Raw genomic sequence first — 24,921 nt, forward strand, 5'->3', positions numbered from 1 at the left:
TTTATTTGTAAGATTATTAATTTAGAATTGTACACTTACTCCCAAGGAATATGTACGAGGTGTTGGGTAACGACCTGTATCAAGACCTGTATAGAGAAGACTTCCCTGACCACATTCAGGATCACCATATTTATTGTAACCTGATATACATGCAAGGTTACTAATAGACATGAAAGCACGAGCAGAAGTTATCTTCAATGGAGCGAGCCACTCTCTAGGGAATGTATAACCAATCTGGATGTTATTAATCTTCAAGAAATTGCCATTCTTTACCCAGAAGTCAGACACACGGCAGTTTGAACTCTTATCATCAAGAATACTCAAACGAGGAAGACTTCCATTAGGATTTACAGAGAAAGACTCGTTGTAAGCACTTTTAAGAATGTTTGGAACTGAAGGATCATCAGCTGCTTTCATTGTAGAAAGACGCATAGCTGAGTAAGAAAGAATCTTCTGACCAAGTACGCCATAAGTGTAAACTGAGAAATCCCAATTCTTATAAGTTGCATTCAAGTTAAGACCGAAGTTTACTTTCGGGAAACCATTACCAATTACATCAACATCATTTTCATCAACTTTTGTATCACCATTAAGGTCCTTGTAATAAAGGTCACCTACATGAAGTCCATCCTGATACGTTCCGCCTTTTGCTGATTTATTTAGTTCATCAAGCTGGGCCTGAGTGCGTACAATACCAGCAGCTTTATAACCATAGAATGAACCTACGGCATAACCTTCACGGCAGATTGAGTGATTGGTCCACTTCAAACCATCGCCATTAACAGCCTGGACATTAGAACCATCAATATTAGTGCCATCATTACCACCAGAACATGTGTTCGTAAGATCACGACCACCAGCATTAATAATCTTGTTCTTCAGTGTTGAGCCTGTGATGGTTGCACCAATAGAAAAGTCCTTATTAAAGTTATGGTTGTATCTTGCACTGAATTCAAAACCAATGTTGCGGATTTTACCATAGTTGCAATAATATGTCTGGTAGCCAGAAGATGGTCGTACAGAAATATCAATAAGTACATCTTTAGAATTACGAACAAAGTAATCAAATGACATATTTAAATCGCCCTTAAGAAGAGAGAAATCAAGACCAAGATTAGTTTGCTCATTAGTTTCCCATTGCAAATTAGGATTTGCAATAATCAACTGAGCCATACCATTAGCTGTAACGAACTTTTGGGTTGTAGCACCATCAGAATAGAAATGATATTGAGTTGAAGTAGTACCTAACTGTGGAATGGCATTATCTGTGGTGTTACCAGCATTACCTGTCCTACCCCAGCCAAGACGAAGTTTAACGTTGCTTATGGCACTAATGTTTTTCATCCAAGGCTCTTCTGATATACGCCAAGATGCAGCTGCAGAAGGGAATGTTCCCCAAAGCTTATTTGGACCAAAGTTTGAACTACCATCACGGCGAATAGATGCAGTTAAGTTATAACGACTCATCAAACTATACATCAAACGACCATAATAAGAGATGAAACGAGACTGAGGATTAAAACCTCCACCACCGTCCTTAGTAGTAAGATCTTTGGTAAGAGAGATTAAGCGTATTGTTTCTGCGGGGAAATCCTTTGCACTTGCATTTACCCAATAGCCCTTGCTTTCACTGACAGAGTTACCAGCCATTACTGTAATATCATGAATATCGTTAGTCCAATGATAAGTAAGATAAGTTTCAATACTCTTGTCGTAGCTAGAGTTCTGCGAAAGGCTAAAACTACGTCTAGTGTCGATATTATTCATAGCAACTTGTTGTCCACCATTATAACGAACAACTGGAGTCTGCCAGTTATAATTATCTTGTGCATTATGATTGTAAGAGTAAATTGATTTTAGGTGAAGCCCTTTTATTGGGTTCAAATCAATATAAACATTAGCTAAAACACGATTATTACGTGTAGGGCTATCAAGCTCCATCTGCTTAGCATAGAAGTTATCAGCACTTCCTGATATTTCATTACCTGTTGCAGAATTCTGCCAGAATGTACCATAAGTACCATCAGCATTAACAACATTTGGAGATACAATTTTACCGTTTGCATCAGTATAATCCATTGTTGGGGCTAATGTTGCATAATCACGAAGAGAAGAAAGGTTGGTATTATTACCAAAACCATTATTACTACCTCTATTAACATCGTGTGTAAAGTTTATATCACCACCAACCTCAAGATAATTATTTACCTGAGCTTTCATAGTTCCACGAAGATTCATACGACGATAGTTTGTATTTACAACAACTCCTTCGTTATCTAAGTAGCCTGCAGAGAAAGAACTTTGGAATTTCTCAGTACCACCGCTTATATTTACCGAATAGTTTTGACGAAGAGCTGAACGAGTCATTTCTTTCTGCCAATCAATAGTTTTGCGCTGACCATCATATTTATCACCAAATATTGGCATTGCAACGTTTGTTCCATCACCTTGACGAGCCAGACGAATAGCTTGTGCATACGTATCAGCATCAAGAGTATTAAGGGTGCTTGCAAGAGTTTGAACACTCCATCCGGCATTTACGTCTACATGAAGAGCCCCCTTTGAACCATGCTTTGTGGTAATCATTATTATACCGTTTGCACCACGAGCACCATAGATAGCTGTTGCAGAAGCATCTTTCAATACTTCAATGCTTTCAATATCCTGTGGATTCAAGAAGTTAACATTAGTACCAACTTGGACTCCATCAACAACATATAAAGGTTCTGACTCATTACCGATGGTCCCGACACCACGTACACGTACTCGTGCCATCGCATTTGGAGCACCATCCTGAGTTGTGACAATTACACCAGGAGCAGCACCTTTCAGTCCGTCGGCAATGTTTATTGGAGATTTTTTCATCATGGACCTTGTATCAACAGAAGCGATAGAACCGGATATATCACTACGTTTTGCGGTACCATAACCAATTACGACTACATCATTAAGAGTACTAGCGTCTTCTTTCAATGTAATATTAATGTTTTTACGTTCACCTACATTCACTGTTTGTGGAATATAACCCACATAAGTGACATTTAATTTTGCATTTGGTGCAGCTGAAATTTGGAAGTTTCCATTAAAATCAGTAATAGCTCCTTCCTTAGTGCCCACTACTCGAATCGTCGCCCCAATTACAGGATCACCTGATTCATCATTAACTATTCCTTTGACTATGCTTTGAGCCGATATTCCCAATGGGAATAAACAAAGCAAGAATAGCAACACTAACGGCTTTTCAATAGATTTTAAATAATCCATGTTTAACTTTGTTAGATAATTATTAGGTTGTTATATTAAATGTTAGACTTACTATTTATATCAGCAAGTGTATATTTGCAAATGTTGCATAGTATTAGCATCAATTATGATTACGGCGGCAAATTTATATATTATTGAGGATTATGATAGTAAAAAATAGCTCATTTAAATTTCATAATGTTTCATTAATAAGTTTTGTTTCCCACATAATAAAAAGCTGCAAGTATTTAACATACTTGCAGCTATATATTTTTTGCTTAGATCTAAACTTAAAGATATAATACAGACTCGTTTCCTTCATTAAACAACAAGTCTAGAATACTCATGTTTGGTTGAAAATCTATTTTTTGTTGATACACCTGATAATACTTTTTCGGGTTGAAATCAGCATCATTGCCAGGATGCTTAGGACGTATCACATCACGAAAATCAATTACATCAATTGCTGGTGAGGCAAATTCATCTGTAAGAGCAATCGTTGGACGAATATCCAAAAGCTCATTCATCTTTTGCGTTATTGCCATATTAAAATCAATAAGGAAGTCCCATTTTTTTTCGAAGAAAGGACGTATGTCATCCTGATAATATTCAAAGAAAGGACTTTCACCATAAGCTGAAGTTAAAGCATTCCAATGAATATGTCTCCAATTTCCATGATCAGAAATACGAATATCCTTCATTGGTGTCTTTGATATTGATAAACCTTCAATTGTGGTCACCGGAATGCTAAGTGACTGGAGTCCATTAGTAGTCGGTATGACACACCGGTTGCGATAGGTCTGCTTGATAAAATTATCATGCTGTTCTATCATACAATGGTCATATCTGTTTAGCTTCTGATACCATTGTATAGGACCGAAATATGTAGAACCAAGTAATGCTGTTGTCAAAACGGAAGATTGTATAATCGGTATGCTTTGCCACTTATGCTATGATAAGGTACAAGTAATTTGCCACGTCCTATATTAATAAGGTATTCATGACAATTTTTACACCTGCACTTTCGGCAACATACCGTAGGTATAAGAAATTTGTCTTTGCCAACAATGATTGTATCTCCTGGCAGAGCTTCTATTCTACCAAGCAAATTCACACTGTCGCCAAAGACAATTAAATCATTTTTCTTGAAATCAGAACGTGCCAATCTATTCACTATCACTCTGTCACCATTCTTCAACAAAGAATTTTCTGGTACTTTATAGACAGCAAAAGCAAAGGCGCGCACCGCTAATACGATTAAAAACGCAGCCAATATTGATATCATCCATTTCAGGAATTGCCGCATATCAATCAGCCTTCCCATTTGAGGGAAGGCTAAAATAGACTTTATTTGATGTTATCGACAAAATTAAACAGACGATTCCATCTTATGCCACTGAGACCTGGATGATCTGGATTGTGGCTCCACCATATAAATATAGGCTTTCCAACAATATGGCTTTCAGGCACAAATCCCCAATAACGAGAATCGGCACTGTTATGACGATTGTCACCCATCATCCAATAATAGTCCATCTTGAACTTGTAGCTATGTGCGACCTTGCCATTGATATATATATTTCCGTTGACAATCTTTAGATTGTTGCCTTCATATACATGTATAGGACGCTCATAGATAGCAATATTGTTCATATCAAGTTTTACAGTTGCACCCTTCTTTGGTATCCAGATAGGACCATAGTTGTCACGAGTCCATCCAGTATATCCGTTTAAAGGATATAAGTCTCCTGTCTGTGCATCAGTATTAAGACGAATACTTTGAACTATATCCTTGCGTTTAGAAAGAACCTTAACAGCATTCTTTGTGAGGGGAATAAAACCGAATTTGCTAAGACCTGTTATATCTTCTGTTGATATGCTTAATTGATCCATTAGCTCCTGCGGCATCGGACATCTGAGTTTCACATAATAAGAATACTGAACATTATCAGGCTCCTTATTAGCCTTGCCGTTTAGATATACGATTCGGTTCTTTATCTGCAAAGTCTGTCCAGGAAGTCCGACGCAACGTTTTACGTAATTCTCACGACGGTCTGTCGGACGTGTAATTATCTCACCATATTCCTGCTGATTACTCAATATATAGTTTCTACCAAGTGCATAAACCATATCAAAATATTTACGCTGCTGAATTCTGTTAAGTGACTTCAGTTGTGGCATACTGTGATTTTGCTGATAAAGTTGTTCTCCAATGCCATACGACATTGCATAATAATCTTGCTGTTGCCATTGATCAGAAGAGCAAAGGGAATCACCTGCTGGATAATTAAACACGACAATATCATTAAGCTTTACATTACCCAAACCTTTAACACGACGATAGTCCCAATGAGGCCATTCGATATAACTCTTGGCATTTACTACAGGGAGCGTATGCTGAGTAAGTGGCATTGTGAGCGGAGTCTCTGGGATACGCGGACCGTAACTAACCTTGCTTACAAACAAATAGTCACCGGTGAGGAGACTCTTCTCTAAAGAAGATGAAGGAATAACAAAGTTCTGGAAGAAGAATAGATTTATGAAATATACAGCAACAAGAGCAAATACAAGTGCATCAACCCAACTCATAAGGAAACGAGTAGGTCCTTCAGCATCCTTCCACCATTGCCATCTTATTTTTTTTGTTATATATACATCATATATAAACGGTACAACTATCAGTCCCCACCAACTCTTAACCCATAACAGGAAAAGCAGGTAACAAACAAGAACTACAGTAAACTTAGTCCATTGAACCTTAGAATTAATCTTGGTTTTGCTTTTATCAATCATCGTTATTAGAATTTAAAAAGATCACTTGTGGTAAGCAATCCGGTATGTTCTTTTGTATATTCAGCCGCAAGAACAGCACCGAGTGCAAATCCTTTTCTGCTATGTGCATCATGAGTTATCGTGATTTTGTCTGCCTCGCTATCATAACTTATTGAGTGGATACCAGGCACTTCGTCGCGACGTATGCTAGCAATAGCTAACTGATTATCAGCGACCTCATTACTGCCTTCTTCTGTTCCGTCAGCATTATGCTGGAATCCTTTAACCCATTCAGCTTTTCTATCAATATTTTCTATCAATTCCTCAGCAAGGGTGATTGCTGTTCCTGATGGAGCATCCAACTTATGAACGTGATGAGTTTCCTCCATTTCAACATCATACTGTGGAAAATTGTTCATTATCTTTGCAAGATAACGATTTACAGCAGAGAAAATAGCTACACCAATTGAAAAGTTTGATGCCCAGAACAATGTCTGTTTACCATCTTTAGTAAGAGCCTCAACTTCTGATTTATGGTCTGTCATCCAACCTGTACTACCACTCACAATCTTAACATTGTGCTTGAAAGCCTTCAAATAGTTGCTATAAGCAGCTGTAGGATTAGTAAACTCTATCGCAACATCTGCACTGGCAAACTCTGGAGAATCAAAATCCTGAGGGTTGTTGACATCAATCTTGCAAACAATTTCATGACCACGCTGAAGGGCTATTTCCTCTATCATGCGTCCCATTTTTCCGTAGCCTATCAAAGCTATTTTCATAATCTATATAAATTAAGAATATTCTAACTTGCAAAAATAATTCTTTAAAACCATACTACAAAATATAAATTCCTATTTTAACGTTTATTCCAAAGATATAAACCGTCAAACACTGATTATCAAGAGATTTGGTACTGATTGCAATATGTTTACTGAGCATTTAAATTATTTATCTTTAATGTGTATATGCTATAAAAAAATATTAGTAATTTTGCAGCATTATTGATATTCATATTTAATAAATGAAAAGATTTTATTTATGGCTTATTCTTGGCTTGATGTCATCAACAAGCATGGTAGCACAAAACTACAAGATTACCGTTATGGGTAAAGTGTGCAATCAATTGGGACACGGTATTCCTGACGTTGTTGTAAATGACGGAGAAAACTTCGTGAAGACGGACATGAAAGGCGAATATCGCATTGTAGCAGACACGACTAAAAGCAAGTTCGTTGCCATATCAACCCCAGCAGAATACATGCTCCCACACAAGGATGGTATAGCATCTGGATTTTATGCCGCAATAAACAAGTTAAAAGGCAAGTCTGTCAGAACGCACAACTTCATATTGAACAAACGTGAGAACGAATCCGACAAGTTTTATTACATCGCTATTTCCGATCCACAGATAAACGACGAGCATGATTATAAGCGGTGGTGCGATGAGACCGTAAAGGATATGAAATCCGAAATCTCTCGTATGAATAAAGAACATGAAGTTATAGGAATAACGCTTGGAGACTTGGTATTCAGTAAACGAAATATTTGGGAGCCTTTTAAAAAGTCTATCGAAAACACAGGCATGACAACATTCATGTGTATAGGCAATCACGATATGATTAAGAGCATACCTAGTCTGGAGAATTCGCCAAAGGGATCAAAGATATATTCTGAAATGGACTTCATGAACTATTTCGGACCTACAGATTATTCATTCAACATCGGAAAGATTCATGTTGTTACAATAAACAACATTAACAACATGGAACACAATAAATATGTTGAAATGCTTACGCCGTCTAAATTAGAATGGTTACGAAAAGACCTTAGCTATATTCCTAAAGGATCCATGATATTCTTAAATATGCATGCCGCAGGATGGAACAAATGGTATCCTTACGCAAATATGCATAATACTCCTATGCTCGACAAACTTCTCGAAGGATATGATGTTCACGTATTCTGCGGTCATTCACACTTTTTCCAAGATGTTGACGTAAACGAACATCTTTACCAACACAACATAGGTGCCGCTGGAGGTGCTTGGTGGTGGGGAGACGTAAACAGATGCGGTGCACCAAACGGATATATGATTGTTGATGTTGACGGAACAAAAGTCAGATGTATTTACAAAGCAACGGGGAAGTCCACAGAGTATCAAATGCACGTATACAAAAAAGGAGAGTTTAGTACACAAAAAGACTTTATAGTTGCAAACGTATGGGACTATGACGACAAGTGCAGCGTAGAATGGATACAAGACGGAGTGAACAAGGGAAAAATGGAGCAATTTAAAGATAAGGACGAAGAGTATTCTAGAATTAAAAACGAGCATCATGTGAATCTGCCTGAATGCTATACGACTCACTTGTTTCGCCTAAGACCCGAACAAGGTGCAAAAAAAATAGAAATTATTTTCACAAATCATTACGGAGAAAAATATAAGGAAAGCATTGTATTATGATAAGATAGAGATTCTTCGTCAATTTAGGGAGGATATCCCCCTCCCTAAATTGACGAAGAACAAAAGCTAAACGTCTTTAATCATAAGGCTTTCGCTGTGTCCTTGCTTTTTAAATGCTAATTAACGAAAATATAGTCTACTGTTTGTTTAAAAATATAATAACCATATTTGTTTTAGATTTTTAGATAACTAAACGATGTCAATAGACAAGAAATGAACGGATAATTTTTATTTTCATAAAATTTGTACTATCTTTGCAAAAACATATTAACTATTAATGTAAACTTAAAGAAAATGAAAAAACTAATCGTTTTAATTAGTTTGTTGGTAATGGCTGTTACAGCCTATTCACAACAGTTGCGCCCAGGTTCAGTAACAATAACACCAAAAATGGGTATTAATGCATCAAGCTACTTTGGTGACGACAATGAAGGTTGCGAATACAAGGCCGGATTCACAATTGGAGCTGAAGGTGAATACTACGTAAAGAACTGGTTGGGCATATCAGCTGGTCTTATGTATTCTCAGCAAGGCTGCAGTGCCAGCGAATATGGCTTCTCTGAGGCTAAAATCTGTACAGAGTATCTTAATGTACCTGTTTTATGTAATTTCCATCTTGGCAAATGTTTCTCACTTAAAGCAGGTCTGCAACCTGGTGTTAACTTGAGTGCGAAAGCAAAACTTGGAGATGTTAGCGCAGACTTGTCTAGATCGGGTGTTGACGCAAAAACATTTGATATCGCAATGCCAATAGGTATGAGTTTTGCATTCAACAATTTGGTTATTGATGCTCGCTATGCTCTTGGCTTAACCACTGCCTTTAAAGGGAAAAACGACTATGGCGATCTTAATAATGCCGATTTATACAACAGTGTATTCTCTTTAACTTTAGGATACAGATTCAACTTGAAATAATCACAAAAGAGACAAGTTATTTCACTTAAAATATATGAGCCCCTGCTCATACAGAATTTATCATTATCATTTTGATTACTTCTGTATGGACAGGGGCAAAATGATTAATAATTAATAAAATACTTTGCGCTTAATGAAATTTGCATTACTTTTGTTTCCCAAATAGCTATTTTGATGAAGATATTAGTAACTGGTGCCAGTGGTTTCATTGGCAGCTTTATTGTGGAGGAAGCACTCAGAAGGGATATGGAGGTATGGGCTGCCGTGAGGAAAAGCAGTTCAAGGAAGTATCTTTCCGATGAGCGTATAAATTTCATAGAACTTAATCTATCCTCGGAAGATGATTTAAGGCAACAACTAGCTGGACATGAGTTCGACTATGTTGTGCATGCGGCAGGTGCTACAAAGTGTCTGCATAAATCTGATTTTTTCAAAACCAATACTGACGGTACAAAGAACCTTGTTCACGCACTGATTACATCGAAGATGCCTATCAAACGATTTGTATACCTCAGCAGCCTAAGTATTTTCGGTGCAATTAGGGAGAATTCTCCATATATGGAAATTGAAGAAAACGACATTCCACGTCCTAATACTGCCTACGGGAAAAGTAAACTAATGGCTGAAAAGTTTCTTGACACAATAGGAAATGATTTTCCTTATGTCGTATTACGTCCTACTGGAGTTTATGGACCTAGAGAGAAAGACTATTTCATGATGGCAAAGACTATTAAAGGACATATCGATTTCTCTGTTGGTTTTAAGCATCAAGATATCACTTTCATATACGTTCAGGACCTTGTGCAAGCAGTATTTCTGACATTTAATCGTGGTAAAAACGGAAGAAAATATTTCTTGAGTGATGGTAATATTTATAATTCTACTGAATTCAGTAATTATATTCATGAAAATCTTGGACGTCCATGGTGGATAAGAATAAAAGCACCTATATTCATACTGCGACTTGCAACATTGATTGGAGAATACACAGGAAGAATCACTGGTAAGATATCAGCACTTAACAACGATAAATATAACATTCTAAGACAACGCAATTGGCGCTGTAATATAGAGCCTGCCGTAGACGAATTGGGCTTTCATCCACAATATGACCTGAAACGCGGTACGGAACTCGCCATTAAATGGTATAAGGATAATAATTGGTTATGATAAATATAAATAAATGGTTTGCCATTGAAAAGAAACCTGCAAAGGGGCTTCTGCCACTTGAATGGGCAGTATTGGCATATATGGCATTTACGTTGCTCATAGTTCTATTTACTTATACAAAACTTGTAAATCCAGACTCTATGATATGGGGGCGCATACGCATAGGAGCAATAATAATAGCAATGTGGATTGTTTATAGAATGCTACCCTGCCGCTTAACCCTCTTCGCACGCATATCGGCACAGATGGCATTATTGGCTTGGTGGTATCCTGATACATACGAGATAAATCGTATGTTCCCAAACCTTGACCATTTATTTGCCACATGGGAACAAAGTCTGTTTGGTTTCCAACCAGCATTAGATTTCTCTGCCAGATTTTCTTCTCACATCATAAGCGAACTTATGGATTGTGGCTATGCTGCCTATTATCCAATGATAGCATTAACTGTATTATTTTATTTTATATACAGATATAATGAGTATCACAAAGTAGCATTTGTGATCATGGCATCATTCCTTGCTTATTACGTTATATACGACATAGTGCCAGTCGTGGGACCAACTTTCTACTATAAGGCTGTAGGAATAAGTAATATTACGCACGGAATATTCCCAGATGTTCAATATTATTTCAGTAATCATCATGATTGCCTGCCTAGTCCTGGATATACCGACGGCATATTCTACGACTTGGTTGAAGACGCGAAAGCTGCCGGAGAAAGACCTACCGCTGCATTTCCAAGCAGCCATGTAGGAATATCGACAATATGCATGTTGCTTGCATGGCATAGCAGAAACAAAAAACTACTGTTCATTATGCTACCATTCTATGTGTTCCTATGTCTGGCGACAGTATATATTCAGGCACATTATGCAATAGATGCAATTGCAGGATTTATAACAGCTCTGATATTTTATTTCGGTTTTTCTCTTCTTGCCGACAAATGGCATAAATAGTTGAAAACCAACAAATATCATTAGATTATCAATTATAATTAGTAACTTTGCACACTAATATTTATCAAATAAAAAATGGATAAGAAACTATATATCGAGACATACGGCTGTCAAATGAATGTAGCCGACAGCGAAGTAGTTGCCTCAGTAATGAAGATGGCGGGATATGACGTTTGTGAGAACGAAGACGATGCCGATGCTATCTTCCTGAATACATGCAGTATTCGTGAGAATGCAGAAAATAAAATTTACAACAGACTTGACACTTTACATGCCGAACAGAAAAAAGGACGTAAGCTAATACTTGGTGTCCTTGGATGTATGGCTGAACGTGTGAAAGACGACCTCATACAAAATCATTATGTAAACTTGGTATGCGGACCAGACTCATATCTTGACCTACCAAGCATGATTGCGGAATGCGAAATGGGTAACAACGCAATGAATACAGATTTATCTACAACAGAAACCTATCGCAACATATTACCACAACGTATTGGCGGAAATCATGTAAGTGGTTTTGTTAGTATCATGCGCGGATGCAACAATTTCTGTCATTACTGCATTGTACCTTATACTCGTGGACGTGAACGCAGTCGTGACGTAGAAAGTATACTTGCAGAAGTGAAAGACCTTCACGATAAGGGTTTTAAGGAGGTAACTCTTCTTGGTCAGAACGTAAACTCATATGGCTTGTTACCAAACGGGAAACGTCCTGAAAATGGAGCGTCTTTTGCCGAATTATTACACAAGGTTGCACAGAGCGTACCTGATATGCGTGTAAGATTCACTACTTCAAATCCAGAAGATATGACTGAGGATATTCTTCATGCAATTGCAGAAGAACCAAACCTATGCAAGCATATCCACTTCCCTGCACAGAGCGGAAGCAACAAGATTTTAAAACTTATGAACCGCAAATATACACGTGAAGATTATCTATCGAAAATCAACGCGATTAAGACAATCATTCCTGGATGCGGCATCACAACAGATATCTTCGTAGGCTATCACGATGAGACAGAAGAAGATCATGAGCAGACACTTTCCCTCGTAAAAGAGGTAGGCTTTGATTCTGCGTTCATGTTTAAATATAGCGAACGTCCTGGAACTTATGCTGCAAAGCATCTGCCAGACAACGTAGCTGAGGACTTGAAAATATCACGTCTTAACCAACTCATACAGTTGCAGACAGAGATTAGCGCACAGCAGAATAAGAAAGATGAAGGAAAAGAATTTGAAATTCTTATAGAACGTTTCAGCAAGCGAGACCGTAATCATCTTATGGGACGCACACAGCAAAACAAGGCTGTAGTGATAGAGAAAGGCAATCATCATATCGGAGAATTTGTAAATGTAAAAATCACCGATTCAACAAGTGCTACTCTATTAGGTAAAGAAATAGAAGCCTAAAAAAGGCGCCACATTATATATAATCATATATGAAAGAATTTTTCCAGGTACTAAGAAGATTTGTGCCACCATACAAGAAATATTTGACATGGAGCGTGATATTCAATATCCTGTCAGCAATATTGAATATATTCTCCTTTGCCACACTTATCCCTATTTTGCAGATACTGTTCAAAACAAGTGATGCAAAAGTGATAAAAAGCCTTATCAGCTGGGATAACGTACATTCATTCAATGACGTCACAAACTGGTTCACTAATAATGCCAACTACTTCATACAGCATTTTATTGTTGAGGTTGGTGCTGCTAACACCCTTCTCGTTATAGGATTACTGCTTGCATTCATGACTTTATTAAAAACCGTGTCCTATTTTCTTTCATCAGCAACGATCATTCCTATACGTACAGGTGTGGTACGCGACATCCGCAACCAACTGTATCAGAAAATCAATGCTTTATCACTTGGCTTCTTTAGTGAGGAGCGCAAAGGAGACATCATTGCCAGAATGAGTGGTGATGTCCAGGAAATTGAGGGTTCCATCATGTCAAGCCTTGATATGCTGTTTAAAAATCCAGTACTCATAATAAGCTATTTCATAGCACTGATGGTGATATCTTGGCAGCTTACATTATTCACTATCATCTTTGTACCTATATTCGGTTGGTTTATGGGACTTGTCGGACGAAAGCTTAAAGCCCATAGTATTGAGGCACAAAGTCTTTGGAGTGACACAATGAGTCAAGTGGAGGAAACCTTGGGAGGTCTGCGAATAATAAAGGCCTTCTGTGCAGAAGGTAAGATGAACAAACGTTTTGACAACATAAACAGCAAGTATCGTGATAATATCATGCGTGTAAATACACGCCAACAACTAGCTCACCCAATGAGTGAATTTCTGGGTACAATGATGATTATCATAGTCTTGTGGGTTGGAGGAATACTTGTTCTCAACAACCACACACTCACAGGTCCTAAATTCATATACTATCTTGTAATGCTATATTCTATCATAAACCCATTGAAAGAGTTTTCTAAAGCAGGATATAACATTCCAAAAGGACTTGCAAGTATGGAGCGTGTTGACAAGATTCTAAAAGCAGAAATAGATATTAAGGAAAAAGAAAATCCAACTCACATAAAGAGTTTCGAACATCAGATAGAATTCAAGAATGTATCTTTTTCTTACAACTCATCAACAAAAGACGGTAGAAGTGAGACTATATGGGTACTTAAAAACATAAATCTCACAATTCCAAAGGGTAAGACTATTGCTTTGGTAGGACAGAGCGGCGGCGGTAAGAGCACATTGGTAGACCTCATCCCACGCTATTATGATGTACAGGAAGGCGAAGTTTCAATTGACGGCATCAACGTTAAAGACCTTGGAATTAATGATTTGCGTCAACTTATTGGCAACGTGAATCAAGAAGCGATCCTTTTCAACGATACATTCCGCAACAACATCTCTTTTGGTGTTGAAGGCGCAACTGATAAGCAGATAGAAGATGCCGCAAAAATTGCCAATGCATACGACTTCATCACTCAAAGCGAAAACGGATTCGAAACAAATATCGGTGACCGTGGAAGCAGATTAAGTGGCGGACAGCGCCAGCGAGTAAGTATAGCTAGAGCAATACTTAAGAATCCTCCTATATTGATTCTTGACGAAGCGACTTCCGCACTTGATACAGAAAGCGAACGTCTTGTTCAGGATGCCCTAGAACGACTAATGAAAACTCGTACTACAGTAGCTATCGCCCACCGTCTGAGTACAATTAAGAATGCTGACGAGATTTGTGTGCTACACGAGGGGCAGATTGTCGAACGAGGCACTCATCAGGAGTTATTGGATAAAGACGGGTATTACAAGAAACTACACGACATGCAAAGCTAATGACAAGAATAGTATATTACTTTTTTTATATATTGTCGCTATTGCCCCTAAGAATACTCTACGGCATGGCAGACTTTGAATATTTGATAGTATATCATATTATCAAATACAGAAGAAAAGTAGTAAACCAAAATATAACGACTGCTTTTCCTGACAAGAGTAAGAAAGAGATTAAGCACATCGAAAAAGGCTTCTATCACTGGTTTGCAGATTACTTCTTTGAGGCTGTGAAACTGTTGAGCATCAGTGATAGTGAACTTAGGAGAAGGTTCAAGACTGTTAATTCTGAAGAAGTTGAGAAATGCTTCCAAGAAGGACAGGATGTGGCGACAATACTAGGACATTATTGCAACTGGGAATGGCTTTCTTGCGTAGGCATAGACCTACCCAAAAGTCGTATCATGGGACTTGTATACCACCCATTACGAAACTCTGCTTTCGATAATCTTTTCAAGCAGATACGTTCATCACAAGCAAATGGCGTAACCGTACCTAAAAAGGATATACTGAGATTTCTTATAGACTACCGCCGCAATGGGACGAGAAGTATCTTTGGATATATATCAGATCAGGGACCAAAATGGGAAAACATACATCTATGGCTACCTTTTCTCAACCACCCTGAAACTCCAGTTTTCACTGGGGCTGAGCGTATAATGAAAAAGATGAATGACGCAGTGTTTTATGTTGAGATGTCGCGTCCTAAACGAGGATACTACACTGCAACATATAAACTCATAACGAAAGATCCAAATTCACTACCAGAACATGAGATAACAAGGCGATTCTTCAGTATGCTTGAAGAAACAATAAATAAGGAGCCACGTTACTATCTATGGACTCATAAACGTTGGAAACGCACTAGAGAGGAATTCAACAGAAGATTCCAAGTTGTAAACGGAAAGGTTATTGCTAAAAAAGACAATGAAGATTAATGATATTGCATCATTAAAAATAGAAGATAAAGATCAGATAGATGATAAAAATAAATCCTAAATACGAATCTATGCGCCAATGGATTGAAAATATCCCCGATATTTTCGAAAAAGAGGGCATTACAATATATGAGGGAAGAAACGAAATAAAGATTTTTACTACCTCTGACGGACAAGTCGTGAATGTGAAGAGATATCATATTCCAGCTGGTCCAAACAAATTCGTATATTCATGGGGAATTCGCAAACCTAAGGGACAACGAGCTTTCGAATATCCTGATATAATGCTCAGAAAAGGCATTTCTACACCAGAGCCAATAGCACTGATTGAACAAAGAGGATTTCTTCATCTTCTAGGCTTTTCATATTTCATCAGCATACAGTGCGATTATGGTCACACTCTTTATGAAATGGGTGACGCTACACCAGAAGAATATGAAGGAATGGCTATCGCTCTTGGAAAGTTTGCAGCCGACATGCATGAGAAAAATATCATGCACAAAGATTTTACTCCAGGAAACATATTGTGGAAAAAAGACAATCAAGGTTATCATTTCACGATAGTAGACATAAACAGAATGCATTTCGGAAACGTCGAATTGAAAATGGGAGTAATAAACTTAACCAGATTATGGGGTCCAAAAAGATTTATCCAACTTCTGGTTACTGAATACGCTAACTCACGTCACTTTAACGTAGATGCTGCTCTAAACATTGCCATGCCTGCAAGAGCTAGGTTTTGGCAAAGATTTCAGAAAAAACACAAATTAAAATTCACGTTAGAACTTTAGAACATGACAAAACGCCTTTGCTACATATCACGCAACTATCAAACGATAGAGAACTCTGGCAATAAAGCCAAGACTGACAACGAGCATACTTTAAGAGAACTCAACGCACACAACCTCGGTTTGCCAACTACATATTATGACAGTAAGATAATCACATTCTTTTTTGATTTGGCAGGTATCATTAAAATGATGTTCACAATCAAGAAAGGTGATGTCATTGTGTTGCAATATCCGGTAAAGAAATATTTTTCTTTTATATGCAATTATGCACATCTACATAATGCAAAGGTCATTGCACTTATTCATGACCTTGGTTCCATGAGACGCAAAAAACTCACAATAAAACAAGAGATTTCAAGACTAATGCATGCAGACCATGTGATTGCGTCAAACGAAATGATGGCGACATGGCTAAAAGATCACGGATATAACAAATCCCTAGGTTCACTTGGACTGTTTGATTACAGATCCATATCAACATCTAAAGAACACGTATGTAAAAATAATCATTACTCTCTTGTATATGCCGGAGCACTTGCTATCAGGAAGAATGCTTTTCTTTTGAAAATGCAAGATATGATAAAAGGTTATAACCTGAACATATACGGGAATAGAAACGGACTTCCAGGACTAGAGGATTCTGATTGCATACATGTCCATGATTTCATGAAATCAGAAGAATTTATTGCCCATGTAGACGGAGATTTCGGATTTGTATGGGACGGAGACTCACTGGACACATGCGCTGGTTCGTTCGGAGAATATCTGCGCTGGAATAGTCCTCATAAGGTTTCATTCTATCTTCGTGCAGGATTACCAATCATTGTATGGAAAGAGGCTGCTGTAGCGCCGATAATCAAGAGCGAAGGCATTGGTATATGTATATCTAACATCGCCGAACTTAACGATATTCTTCAATCAATAACATTAGAAGAAATGCAAAAAATGCGTGAAAATGTAAGTCGTATAAGCAAGGATTTAAGTAATGGTACGTTTTTAAATAAAGCTATTACTGAGGGAATGGAAAAGTTTATTTAAGAATAGCTTAAAATTAAAGAAAAAGTAGAAAGTAAATAAAAAAACGTACTTTTCACATACAAAATCGCCAAAATATGCCTATCTTTGCAAAAAGATAGGCCACAAAAAACAAAAGTAAAGAAAAATATCACACTGTTTATTTTTGCACCATCTTGGCATAATATAGGAACATCATTAATAATATAGGTATGAAAATCAGTCTAATTGTATCGACGTATAACTGGCCAGAGGCATTGCACCTTTGCCTCAAAAGCATCATGATACAAACACGTATGCCAGATGAGGTAATTATTGCTGACGACGGATCTAAAGGCGAGACAAAGACTCTTATTGAAAATATGCAGAAAGACTTCCCATGTAAGTTAATGCATGCATGGATACCTGATGAGGGATTCAGACTGGCATTATCAAGAAATAATGCCATAAGGTCATACTGTACAGGTGATTATGTTATATTTATAGACCAAGATATTATCCTTGACAAGAAATTTATTGAAGATCATGAGCGACTAGCTACTAAAGGATGCTTTGTTATTGGTGGTCGCACTAAGCTATCTGCTTTGTTGTCGAAAAGGCTACTCTCAAGTAAAAAAGTTAAGTTAGGACTTTTTACAAAGGGAATCATACGCAAAGTGAATATGGTACACATCAGATGCTTATTCCCATTGACTTCTAAGATGTATAGCTGGAATAAATTATATGGGCGAGGTGCAAACATGGCGATGTTTAAAAGTGACCTCGAGATAGTAAACGGATTTGACGAGGACATCGTTGGCTATGGTGTAGAAGATATTGACCTTTTTAATAGGCTGATGAATAATGGCATAAATAAGAAATATGCTCAATTTTGTGCAATAGAACATCATCTTTATCACAAGAGAGGTAAAGTTGTCGAGAATAATTTTAAGATTGCTTTTACCAACAAGAATAGAAAGAGATGCAAAAATGGTTTAACTCACGACGATAAATAAACATGCAGAAACTTTTATCTATAATAATCCCGACATACAATATGGAAAACTATCTGGAGGCATGCCTTGATTCACTGCTCACAGATAACATGTCGCTTATTGAAGTTTTGGTAATCAACGACGGAAGCCAAGACGCTTCTTATGACATTGCCAAAAAATACGGAGACAAATATCCTGATACGTTTGTCGTCATTGACAAGGGGAACGGGAATTATGGTTCTTGTGTAAACGTTGGACTTAGAAGAGCTACTGGAAAATACATAAAAGTACTTGATGCCGACGATTGTTTTAACACTAGAGTTTTTGAAGCTTACCTAAACTACATTAAGGAATGTGACACCGATATGGTGATTAGCGATTACGTTAAAGTATATCCCGAATTTGAGACAATCGTAAGCTGTGATATTCCTGAAAATAACATTGTTGACTTCAGGGAGTTATGCAAAGACAATAACATTTGGAATCTTTGGATGCACAACGTGGCTTATAAAAGAGAACTTCTACTTGGTATTGATTACAAACAAACAGAAGGTATATCTTACACCGATCAGGAATGGATATTCAGTCCATTTACAGAAGTTAAAACCGCCATATACTTTAAACTACCTCTCTACAGATACACTCTTGGACGTGAAGGACAAACGATGAGTTCTGCGTTTTCAGACAAGCATTTCAGAGATAACATTGTATGTACTTGCAATATGATAGAACAAGCCTGTCACTTCAACAATGTACCTGATGATATAATGAATATGCTTAACTATAAACTTCTAAAGAGATGCAGGTTTATATTCCGTACATACATACTGAAAAGACAAGCAATCAACGACAAAGACCTAGATATGCTTGACAACAAAATCAAGTCGTTGAACTTTAATTTGTATAAGGCTACAGGCAATTTACCAATGAGTATGCCTCTATTCCCTATAAAATATATTTCTGTATGGCGCAAGAATCATAACAGCAGATGGCTTAGATTAAACATCAGCATGTATAAGTTCCTGCATTAAAACAAGTCATTTTAAGCATGCTCTCTCATGTGCTTATATGATTGTGCGTTTAGGGTTTTCGTCTATTTAGAGGTATATTTTTATTATTACTAAATACAACTGTCAAGTTGTGTCATCTTATAATGGTAATCTATAAGTAAATTTGTCAAAGAGCTGTTGGCTGAATCAGAACGCGCAGCGGATATGTAAATTGATACAGCAAAACAGAATCAGAATCATTAAGCTTGTTTAAATGTTCTGATGAATTCCACTGAATTCTCGGCAAAGATACTGCAAAATTTTTGCCCATGCAATCAGATTTTGGTTAGCCTGTTAGCCAAAGTCATAAATACTTGGTGCTTCACATCATAACACACGTGCGCAGGCATGCGCGCGCACTCTGAGTTTTTCGTAAAAACAAGTGTCAAAGTGTCTATCCATTGAGTATCAAATTGCTAGAACTCTTTTCGGATCGAATGAAGTACTGGTTATTCGTCGATAAAATATGTGGGATATTTTTCATCATTTCGTATTGCGTTTTACGAAGAATTACGATGCGTTTTACGATGTTTTACAGTGCGTTTTACGTTATATTGCAGTGCGTTTTACGATGAAATAGAAGGTAAAACATCGTAGAAACGTTTGCGTTTCTATATGAAAACAGTTGCGTTTCTATATAGAAACGCATGAAAAACTTGAAATTTGACTGTCAGACCACCGTCACTTTATTTAGTCAAATTCGTCGATAAAATACTGACATTCAATAAGTTGACAATTAGACGCTTATATTTTGCAAAACCCTAGGTGCGCGCGTGCCCTCACGTACATTAATAAAGGAAAATATTGATAACGCAGTTAGAACGTAGGTTACAGTAGCTAAATTATGCCGGTCACATATCGGTAGTCCCCTTATTTATAAGCTTTTTGAGAGATGCCATCTTCGTAGCTAAAAAACGCAAAAGACACAGAGAAAGTACCAAAAAACGTTACGGAGAAATCTAGGCTCTTAATGAATCTAAGATAAACAGTTATGCCCATCATAATTTTAGCTAACAGCTATAAAATAAAAAGGTAAGACTTAACGTCTTACCTTTCCAAATGTTTTTATACTTGCATATTTTCTCCACAAATTCAGTTTTCTCTTTTTAGGCACACCATGACGACGTATATAATCGCGGGCACCCTCAAGCATTCTGTGTGCTACCATTCCATCTGTATATGGATCGTAGTTTTGTATCACCCAACTGCGCAGTGATTTATATTCCTCATCGTGCTGCACTTGCTCGAAAGCATTACTCAATTCTTCTGGATCTTGAATATTCTTCCAATAAATGTCTTTTGAGATTGCACGCAAAGTAATAACTGGCTTGTTAAGCAACAGAAATTCGTAAATGGTAGATGAGGTATCACTAATCATTACATCTGCCATAAGCATATATTTAGTTACACTGAAATCATCAACGTAAATAATATTGTCATGTTCTTCAGCCAACTGACGATATTCGTCTATCCATTGTTGACTTGTTAACGGATGAAACTTCATCATCAACAAGATATCCTTCTCTTTTGCTAACTTTATAAGTGCATCCTTTATCAACGGAAGCGAAGTTAATTTTGGAGAGAATGTAGGAGCATAAAGCACAATTTGCTTCTTGCCATACTTTTCCAACAATTCAACTTTTTCATTTGCAAAGTCAGAGCGATGGCAACTTATCCAATCCTGTCGTGTCCAGCCAGTTTCCAGAACTTCAAAATCACCGTATTTTAAAGACAATTGTTTAAATTTACGAGTGAAATATGGTCCTTGCGTGAAATAAGTATCAAAGTATCTTCTTATCACCCAATGGTCTTTCTTCTCTGCTGCATAGCCATGAAATATTTGAATCTTAACGCCCGAAAGGTAATAAGGCACAATATTTCCAGGAACATACACAGCCTCAGGAAAGAAATCATAAACCCTCTGCATGCTGTTAGTCCATTTTACTTTGTCTTTCAATGGGAAATCTGGAATACGCTTCTCATAAACATACCATAAAATATCATTCACACCTTCATCTTCTGCTTCTTGATACAATGGATAAAGTATATCTATTGCATATTTATTTTCGCAGAATAAAACTATTTTCATATTTAATTACTTTAATATTAACTGTAAAAGTAATTATTTAATGTGGAACAACCTAACATTATCTGAATAATTTTTATTATTTTTGTGCACGATTGTGTCATAAATGGATGCAATCAACATAAACGAAATGAAGAATATGCTTAATTTTACAGTAGGACCAGTTATGTCCTCTGATGCCGTAAGAGAAATAGGAGGTGAGCAAGTACCATATTTCAGAACACCTGAGTTTTCGGAAATAATGCTTGAAAACGAACGACTAATAAAAAAGTTCGCCAAGGCCGAAGAACAGGCTAAAGTATTATTCATTACAGGTTCCGGCACAGCATCAATGGAAGCAACAGTGATGAACGTCTTTACCCCAAGCGACAAAGTGCTCATCATCAACGGTGGTAGTTTCGGTCACCGATTTGTAGAACTATGCCAAATCCACGACATTCCTTATGACGAGATAATTCCAACTTTCGGTGAAGACATTTCCGAAGAACTTCTTTCACCGTTTGAAGGCAAAGGATACACGGGATTCCTTGTAAACGTGCACGAGACTTCTACTGGAGTTCACTACAACATAAACCTGATTAGCGAATTCTGCAAAAGGAATAATTTGTTTCTTGTTGTTGATGCAATTAGTTCTTTTCTGGCAGATTCATTCAACATGCAGGAGTTATGCGCTGACATCATGATTGCTGGATCACAAAAAGCACTTGCATGTCCTCCTGGTATATCTATAATCATACTTTCAGAAAAAGCCGTTGAACGGGTAAAGGACAACAAGGTGAAAAGTATGTATTTCGACCTAAAAGACGCACTGAAAAATGCAGAACGCGGTCAAACACCATTTACTCCAGCAGTAGGAATACTGCGACAGATAAACATGAGGCTCAAAGAAATTGACGAAACTGGCGGTGAACAGTCTGAGATTGAGAGGATTCATGGTATAGCCGCTGATTTCAGAAATAGGATTAAAGACTTACCTTTTGAGATTGTGTCCAAATCTCTTTCAAATGCAGTAACGCCAATACATCCTCTCAATGTTTCTGCTTATGATATTTTCACAACGTTGAAAGATAAATATGATATATGGATATGTCCAAACGGCGGTGACTTGAAAGACCAAGTATTCCGTGTGGGACATATCGGAGCATTGTCAATAGATGACAACACTAAACTTATTACAGCCCTAGCAGACCTCAACAAAAAAGGACTTCTTTAATCTAAAGTAAGTATGATAAAAGTTATAACCTACGGTACATACGATTTAATTCACAAGGGACATATCCGATTACTGGAAAGAGCAAAAGCCCTTGGCGACTATCTGATTGTTGGAGTCACTGCTGATTCTTTCGACCGTGAACGCGGTAAAATCAATGTGCAGCAGTCTCTTATTGAGAGAATAGAGGCTGTCAGAGCTACCGGACTTGCCGATGAAATTATCGTAGAGGAATATGAAGGACAAAAGATTGACGATATCAAGAGACTTGGTGTTGACATCTTTACTGTAGGTTCTGACTGGGAAGGACACTTCGACTATCTGAAAGAGTTCTGTAAAGTAGTGTATCTTGAAAGGACGCAAGGAATATCAAGTTCAGAGATTCGTGCCGAGAAACGCGACATGAGGATTGGGCTTATAGGAGAATCACCAATACTCAACAAGATTGAACGCGAGAGTCACTATGTAAATGGATTGTCTATAAGTGGTGTATATTCAAGGGACACTACGTATTTCTCATCTGAACTGAAAAAACTTACGACTTATTACAGTATAGATGATTTACTGGAAAATTCAGACGGAGTATATATTATATCGAGTCCTAAACATCATTACGATGATATCAAAAGCGCATTGAGCAAAGGTAAGCATGTACTCTGTGAGTCGCCAATAACAATATGTGAAGACCAGCTTACTGAATTATATGCTATTGCAGAAAACAACAAATGTATATTGATGGATTCTCTAAAGACTGCTTACAGTCTAGCTTATTACAGACTTTGCCTTTTGGCAAAAAGCGGAATAATAGGCAAGATTGTATCTGTTGATGCTACATGCACCAGTCTTTACAATGTTGAGATAGATAATGAAGGCATGCTGTCAAATATATGGAACAGCATTTGCGCATGGGGACCTACAGCCTTGTTACCAGTATTTCAGTTACTTGGTACTGATTATTCTTCAAAGACAATTGCCACACATTTACTGCGTGAAGACTTAGACTATGACACGTTTACTAAGATATCATTAATTTATCCTCATGCTGTTGCCTCAATAAAGGTTGGACAAGGCGTAAAATCAGAAGGTGAACTAATCATATCCGGCACGAAAGGTTACATATACGTACCAGCTCCATGGTGGAAGACTGATTATTTTGAAGTAAGATATGAGAATCCAGCCGATAACAAGCGGCATTTCTATCCACTTGAGGGTGAAGGCATAAGATACGAATTAGTGTCTTTTTTGAAGTCGATAAGCAGTGGGAACAAATATTCTTATATAGACAAGAACATTTCAAGAGCCATAGTAAATATCATTCAGAATTTCTATGAGCGAAAAGATACAGTACTATTATAATAATACAAAGACGGATTACGCATAAAGCGTAGCTCAAACTTTATAAATTTAAATGATATGGAAGTAGGACAGAAATTACCGGAAGTTCTCGGAAGAGACCAAGACGGAAAAGAAGTGAAGCTAAGTGACTTCAAAGGTAAAAAACTTGTATTGTATGTATATCCAAAAGATAGCACGCCTGGATGTACTAGTGAGGCTTGTGATTTGCGCGATAACTATCATTCATTCCTTGAAAAAGGATATGCTGTCATTGGCGTAAGCATTCAAGATGAGAAATCCCATAAAAAATTCATTGAGAAATACGACTTACCTTTCCCTCTTATCGCTGATACTGAAAAGAAACTCATTGAGGAACTAGGTGTATTTGGTGAGAAGAAAATGTATGGTAAGGTTACTATGGGAACATTCAGAACAACATTTATTACTGATGAAGCTGGAGTTATAACACGCATTATTGGTCCAAAAGAGATAAAAGTAAAAATACATTCCAGCCAGATTCTTGATAATATTCAAGAGTAGTTTAAAGGCAATAATTCAGATTGATAAATAATAATATGTAAAAACGCTCACAAAATATAAGCATTTCGTATTATTTTTTGTAGTTTTGCATCAAAATGATAGGTTATATGTCATTTTCGAATATAACCTATCATATATTATTATCATTTTGAT

The 24,921-nt window shown here is 37.2% G+C and carries 20 protein-coding genes; 14 read left to right on the forward strand and 6 right to left on the reverse strand.

Features of this window, described 5'->3' with window-relative positions; translation table 11 throughout:
• Positions 1 to 21 precede the first annotated feature (21 nt).
• From HEQ28_RS09950 to dapB, 5 genes are all read right to left on the reverse strand, one after another.
• Entirely contained in the window at positions 22 to 3,264 is a 3,243-nt protein-coding gene (locus HEQ28_RS09950) for a SusC/RagA family TonB-linked outer membrane protein (RefSeq protein WP_434502078.1), read from the reverse strand.
• A 269-nt stretch (positions 3,265 to 3,533) separates the two neighbouring features.
• Positions 3,534 to 4,154, reverse strand: coding sequence for a WbqC family protein (locus tag HEQ28_RS09955; protein WP_434502079.1), 621 nt, complete (start codon positions 4,152 to 4,154; stop codon positions 3,534 to 3,536).
• Complete coding sequence (lepB, locus tag HEQ28_RS09960; protein ID WP_434502080.1) at positions 4,151 to 4,567, reverse strand: signal peptidase I; 417 nt, start codon at positions 4,565 to 4,567, stop codon at positions 4,151 to 4,153. The genes HEQ28_RS09955 and lepB (HEQ28_RS09960) overlap by 4 nt, the downstream gene beginning before the upstream one ends.
• Before the next feature lie 23 nt (positions 4,568 to 4,590).
• Positions 4,591 to 6,036, reverse strand: a complete 1,446-nt coding sequence (gene lepB, locus HEQ28_RS09965) for a signal peptidase I (protein ID WP_434502081.1) — start codon at positions 6,034 to 6,036, stop codon at positions 4,591 to 4,593.
• A 5-nt stretch (positions 6,037 to 6,041) separates the two neighbouring features.
• Complete coding sequence (dapB, locus tag HEQ28_RS09970) at positions 6,042 to 6,797, reverse strand: 4-hydroxy-tetrahydrodipicolinate reductase (protein WP_434502082.1); 756 nt, start codon at positions 6,795 to 6,797, stop codon at positions 6,042 to 6,044.
• Between the two features lie 242 nt (positions 6,798 to 7,039).
• Here dapB and HEQ28_RS09975 point away from each other — a divergent pair, with 242 nt between their 5' ends.
• From HEQ28_RS09975 to HEQ28_RS10025, 11 genes are all read left to right on the forward strand, one after another.
• Complete coding sequence (locus HEQ28_RS09975; RefSeq protein ID WP_434502083.1) at positions 7,040 to 8,482, forward strand: calcineurin-like phosphoesterase C-terminal domain-containing protein; 1,443 nt, start codon at positions 7,040 to 7,042, stop codon at positions 8,480 to 8,482.
• Positions 8,483 to 8,776: 294 nt separating this feature from the next.
• Positions 8,777 to 9,397 (forward strand): porin family protein, encoded by a 621-nt coding sequence (locus HEQ28_RS09980; protein WP_434502084.1) that lies wholly within the window; start codon positions 8,777 to 8,779, stop codon positions 9,395 to 9,397.
• Between the two features lie 174 nt (positions 9,398 to 9,571).
• A complete protein-coding gene (locus HEQ28_RS09985) occupies positions 9,572 to 10,567 on the forward strand; it encodes an NAD-dependent epimerase/dehydratase family protein (protein ID WP_434502085.1) in 996 nt (331 codons plus the stop codon).
• On the forward strand, positions 10,564 to 11,526 hold the full coding sequence (locus HEQ28_RS09990) for a phosphatase PAP2 family protein (RefSeq protein WP_434502086.1): 963 nt from the start codon (positions 10,564 to 10,566) through the stop codon (positions 11,524 to 11,526). The genes HEQ28_RS09985 and HEQ28_RS09990 overlap by 4 nt, the downstream gene beginning before the upstream one ends.
• Before the next feature lie 75 nt (positions 11,527 to 11,601).
• Positions 11,602 to 12,939 (forward strand): tRNA (N6-isopentenyl adenosine(37)-C2)-methylthiotransferase MiaB, encoded by a 1,338-nt coding sequence (gene miaB / locus HEQ28_RS09995; protein WP_434502087.1) that lies wholly within the window; start codon positions 11,602 to 11,604, stop codon positions 12,937 to 12,939.
• A gap of 29 nt (positions 12,940 to 12,968) precedes the next feature.
• Positions 12,969 to 14,834, forward strand: coding sequence for an ABC transporter ATP-binding protein (locus HEQ28_RS10000; RefSeq protein ID WP_434502088.1), 1,866 nt, complete (start codon positions 12,969 to 12,971; stop codon positions 14,832 to 14,834).
• The gene (locus HEQ28_RS10005) at positions 14,834 to 15,769 is read left to right on the forward strand and encodes a lysophospholipid acyltransferase family protein (protein ID WP_434502089.1); all 936 of its coding nucleotides are present in this window, start codon (positions 14,834 to 14,836) and stop codon (positions 15,767 to 15,769) included. The genes HEQ28_RS10000 and HEQ28_RS10005 overlap by 1 nt, the downstream gene beginning before the upstream one ends.
• Before the next feature lie 41 nt (positions 15,770 to 15,810).
• Positions 15,811 to 16,560, forward strand: coding sequence for a lipopolysaccharide kinase InaA family protein (locus HEQ28_RS10010; RefSeq protein ID WP_434502090.1), 750 nt, complete (start codon positions 15,811 to 15,813; stop codon positions 16,558 to 16,560).
• Positions 16,561 to 16,563: 3 nt separating this feature from the next.
• Positions 16,564 to 17,598 carry a galactofuranosyltransferase gene (locus HEQ28_RS10015; protein WP_434502091.1) on the forward strand — a complete coding sequence of 345 codons (1,035 nt, stop codon included), beginning with the start codon at positions 16,564 to 16,566 and terminating at the stop codon, positions 17,596 to 17,598.
• A 188-nt stretch (positions 17,599 to 17,786) separates the two neighbouring features.
• Positions 17,787 to 18,569: a glycosyltransferase family 2 protein gene (locus tag HEQ28_RS10020; protein ID WP_434502092.1), complete on the forward strand. Its 783-nt coding sequence runs from the start codon at positions 17,787 to 17,789 to the stop codon at positions 18,567 to 18,569.
• Positions 18,570 to 18,571: 2 nt separating this feature from the next.
• Positions 18,572 to 19,579, forward strand: a complete 1,008-nt coding sequence (locus tag HEQ28_RS10025) for a glycosyltransferase family 2 protein (protein WP_434502093.1) — start codon at positions 18,572 to 18,574, stop codon at positions 19,577 to 19,579.
• Between the two features lie 1,057 nt (positions 19,580 to 20,636).
• On the opposite strand, the gene HEQ28_RS10030 is transcribed toward HEQ28_RS10025, so the two are convergent.
• Positions 20,637 to 21,686 (reverse strand): CDP-glycerol glycerophosphotransferase family protein, encoded by a 1,050-nt coding sequence (locus HEQ28_RS10030; RefSeq protein WP_434502094.1) that lies wholly within the window; start codon positions 21,684 to 21,686, stop codon positions 20,637 to 20,639.
• Positions 21,687 to 21,813: 127 nt separating this feature from the next.
• On the opposite strand from HEQ28_RS10030, the gene HEQ28_RS10035 reads away from it, so the two are divergent.
• From HEQ28_RS10035 to HEQ28_RS10045, 3 genes are read left to right on the forward strand one after another with little or no spacing between them, the layout of a single operon-like run.
• Positions 21,814 to 22,896 (forward strand): pyridoxal-phosphate-dependent aminotransferase family protein, encoded by a 1,083-nt coding sequence (locus HEQ28_RS10035; RefSeq protein WP_434502095.1) that lies wholly within the window; start codon positions 21,814 to 21,816, stop codon positions 22,894 to 22,896.
• 12 nt (positions 22,897 to 22,908) lie between these two features.
• Complete coding sequence (locus HEQ28_RS10040; RefSeq protein WP_434502096.1) at positions 22,909 to 24,249, forward strand: adenylyltransferase/cytidyltransferase family protein; 1,341 nt, start codon at positions 22,909 to 22,911, stop codon at positions 24,247 to 24,249.
• A gap of 57 nt (positions 24,250 to 24,306) precedes the next feature.
• Positions 24,307 to 24,768: a peroxiredoxin gene (locus HEQ28_RS10045; protein WP_434502097.1), complete on the forward strand. Its 462-nt coding sequence runs from the start codon at positions 24,307 to 24,309 to the stop codon at positions 24,766 to 24,768.
• The last annotated feature ends 153 nt before the right edge of the window (positions 24,769 to 24,921 follow it).

The sequence above is a fragment of the Prevotella sp. genome (genome assembly GCF_051059605.1).
GTDB lineage: Bacteria > Bacteroidota > Bacteroidia > Bacteroidales > Bacteroidaceae > Prevotella.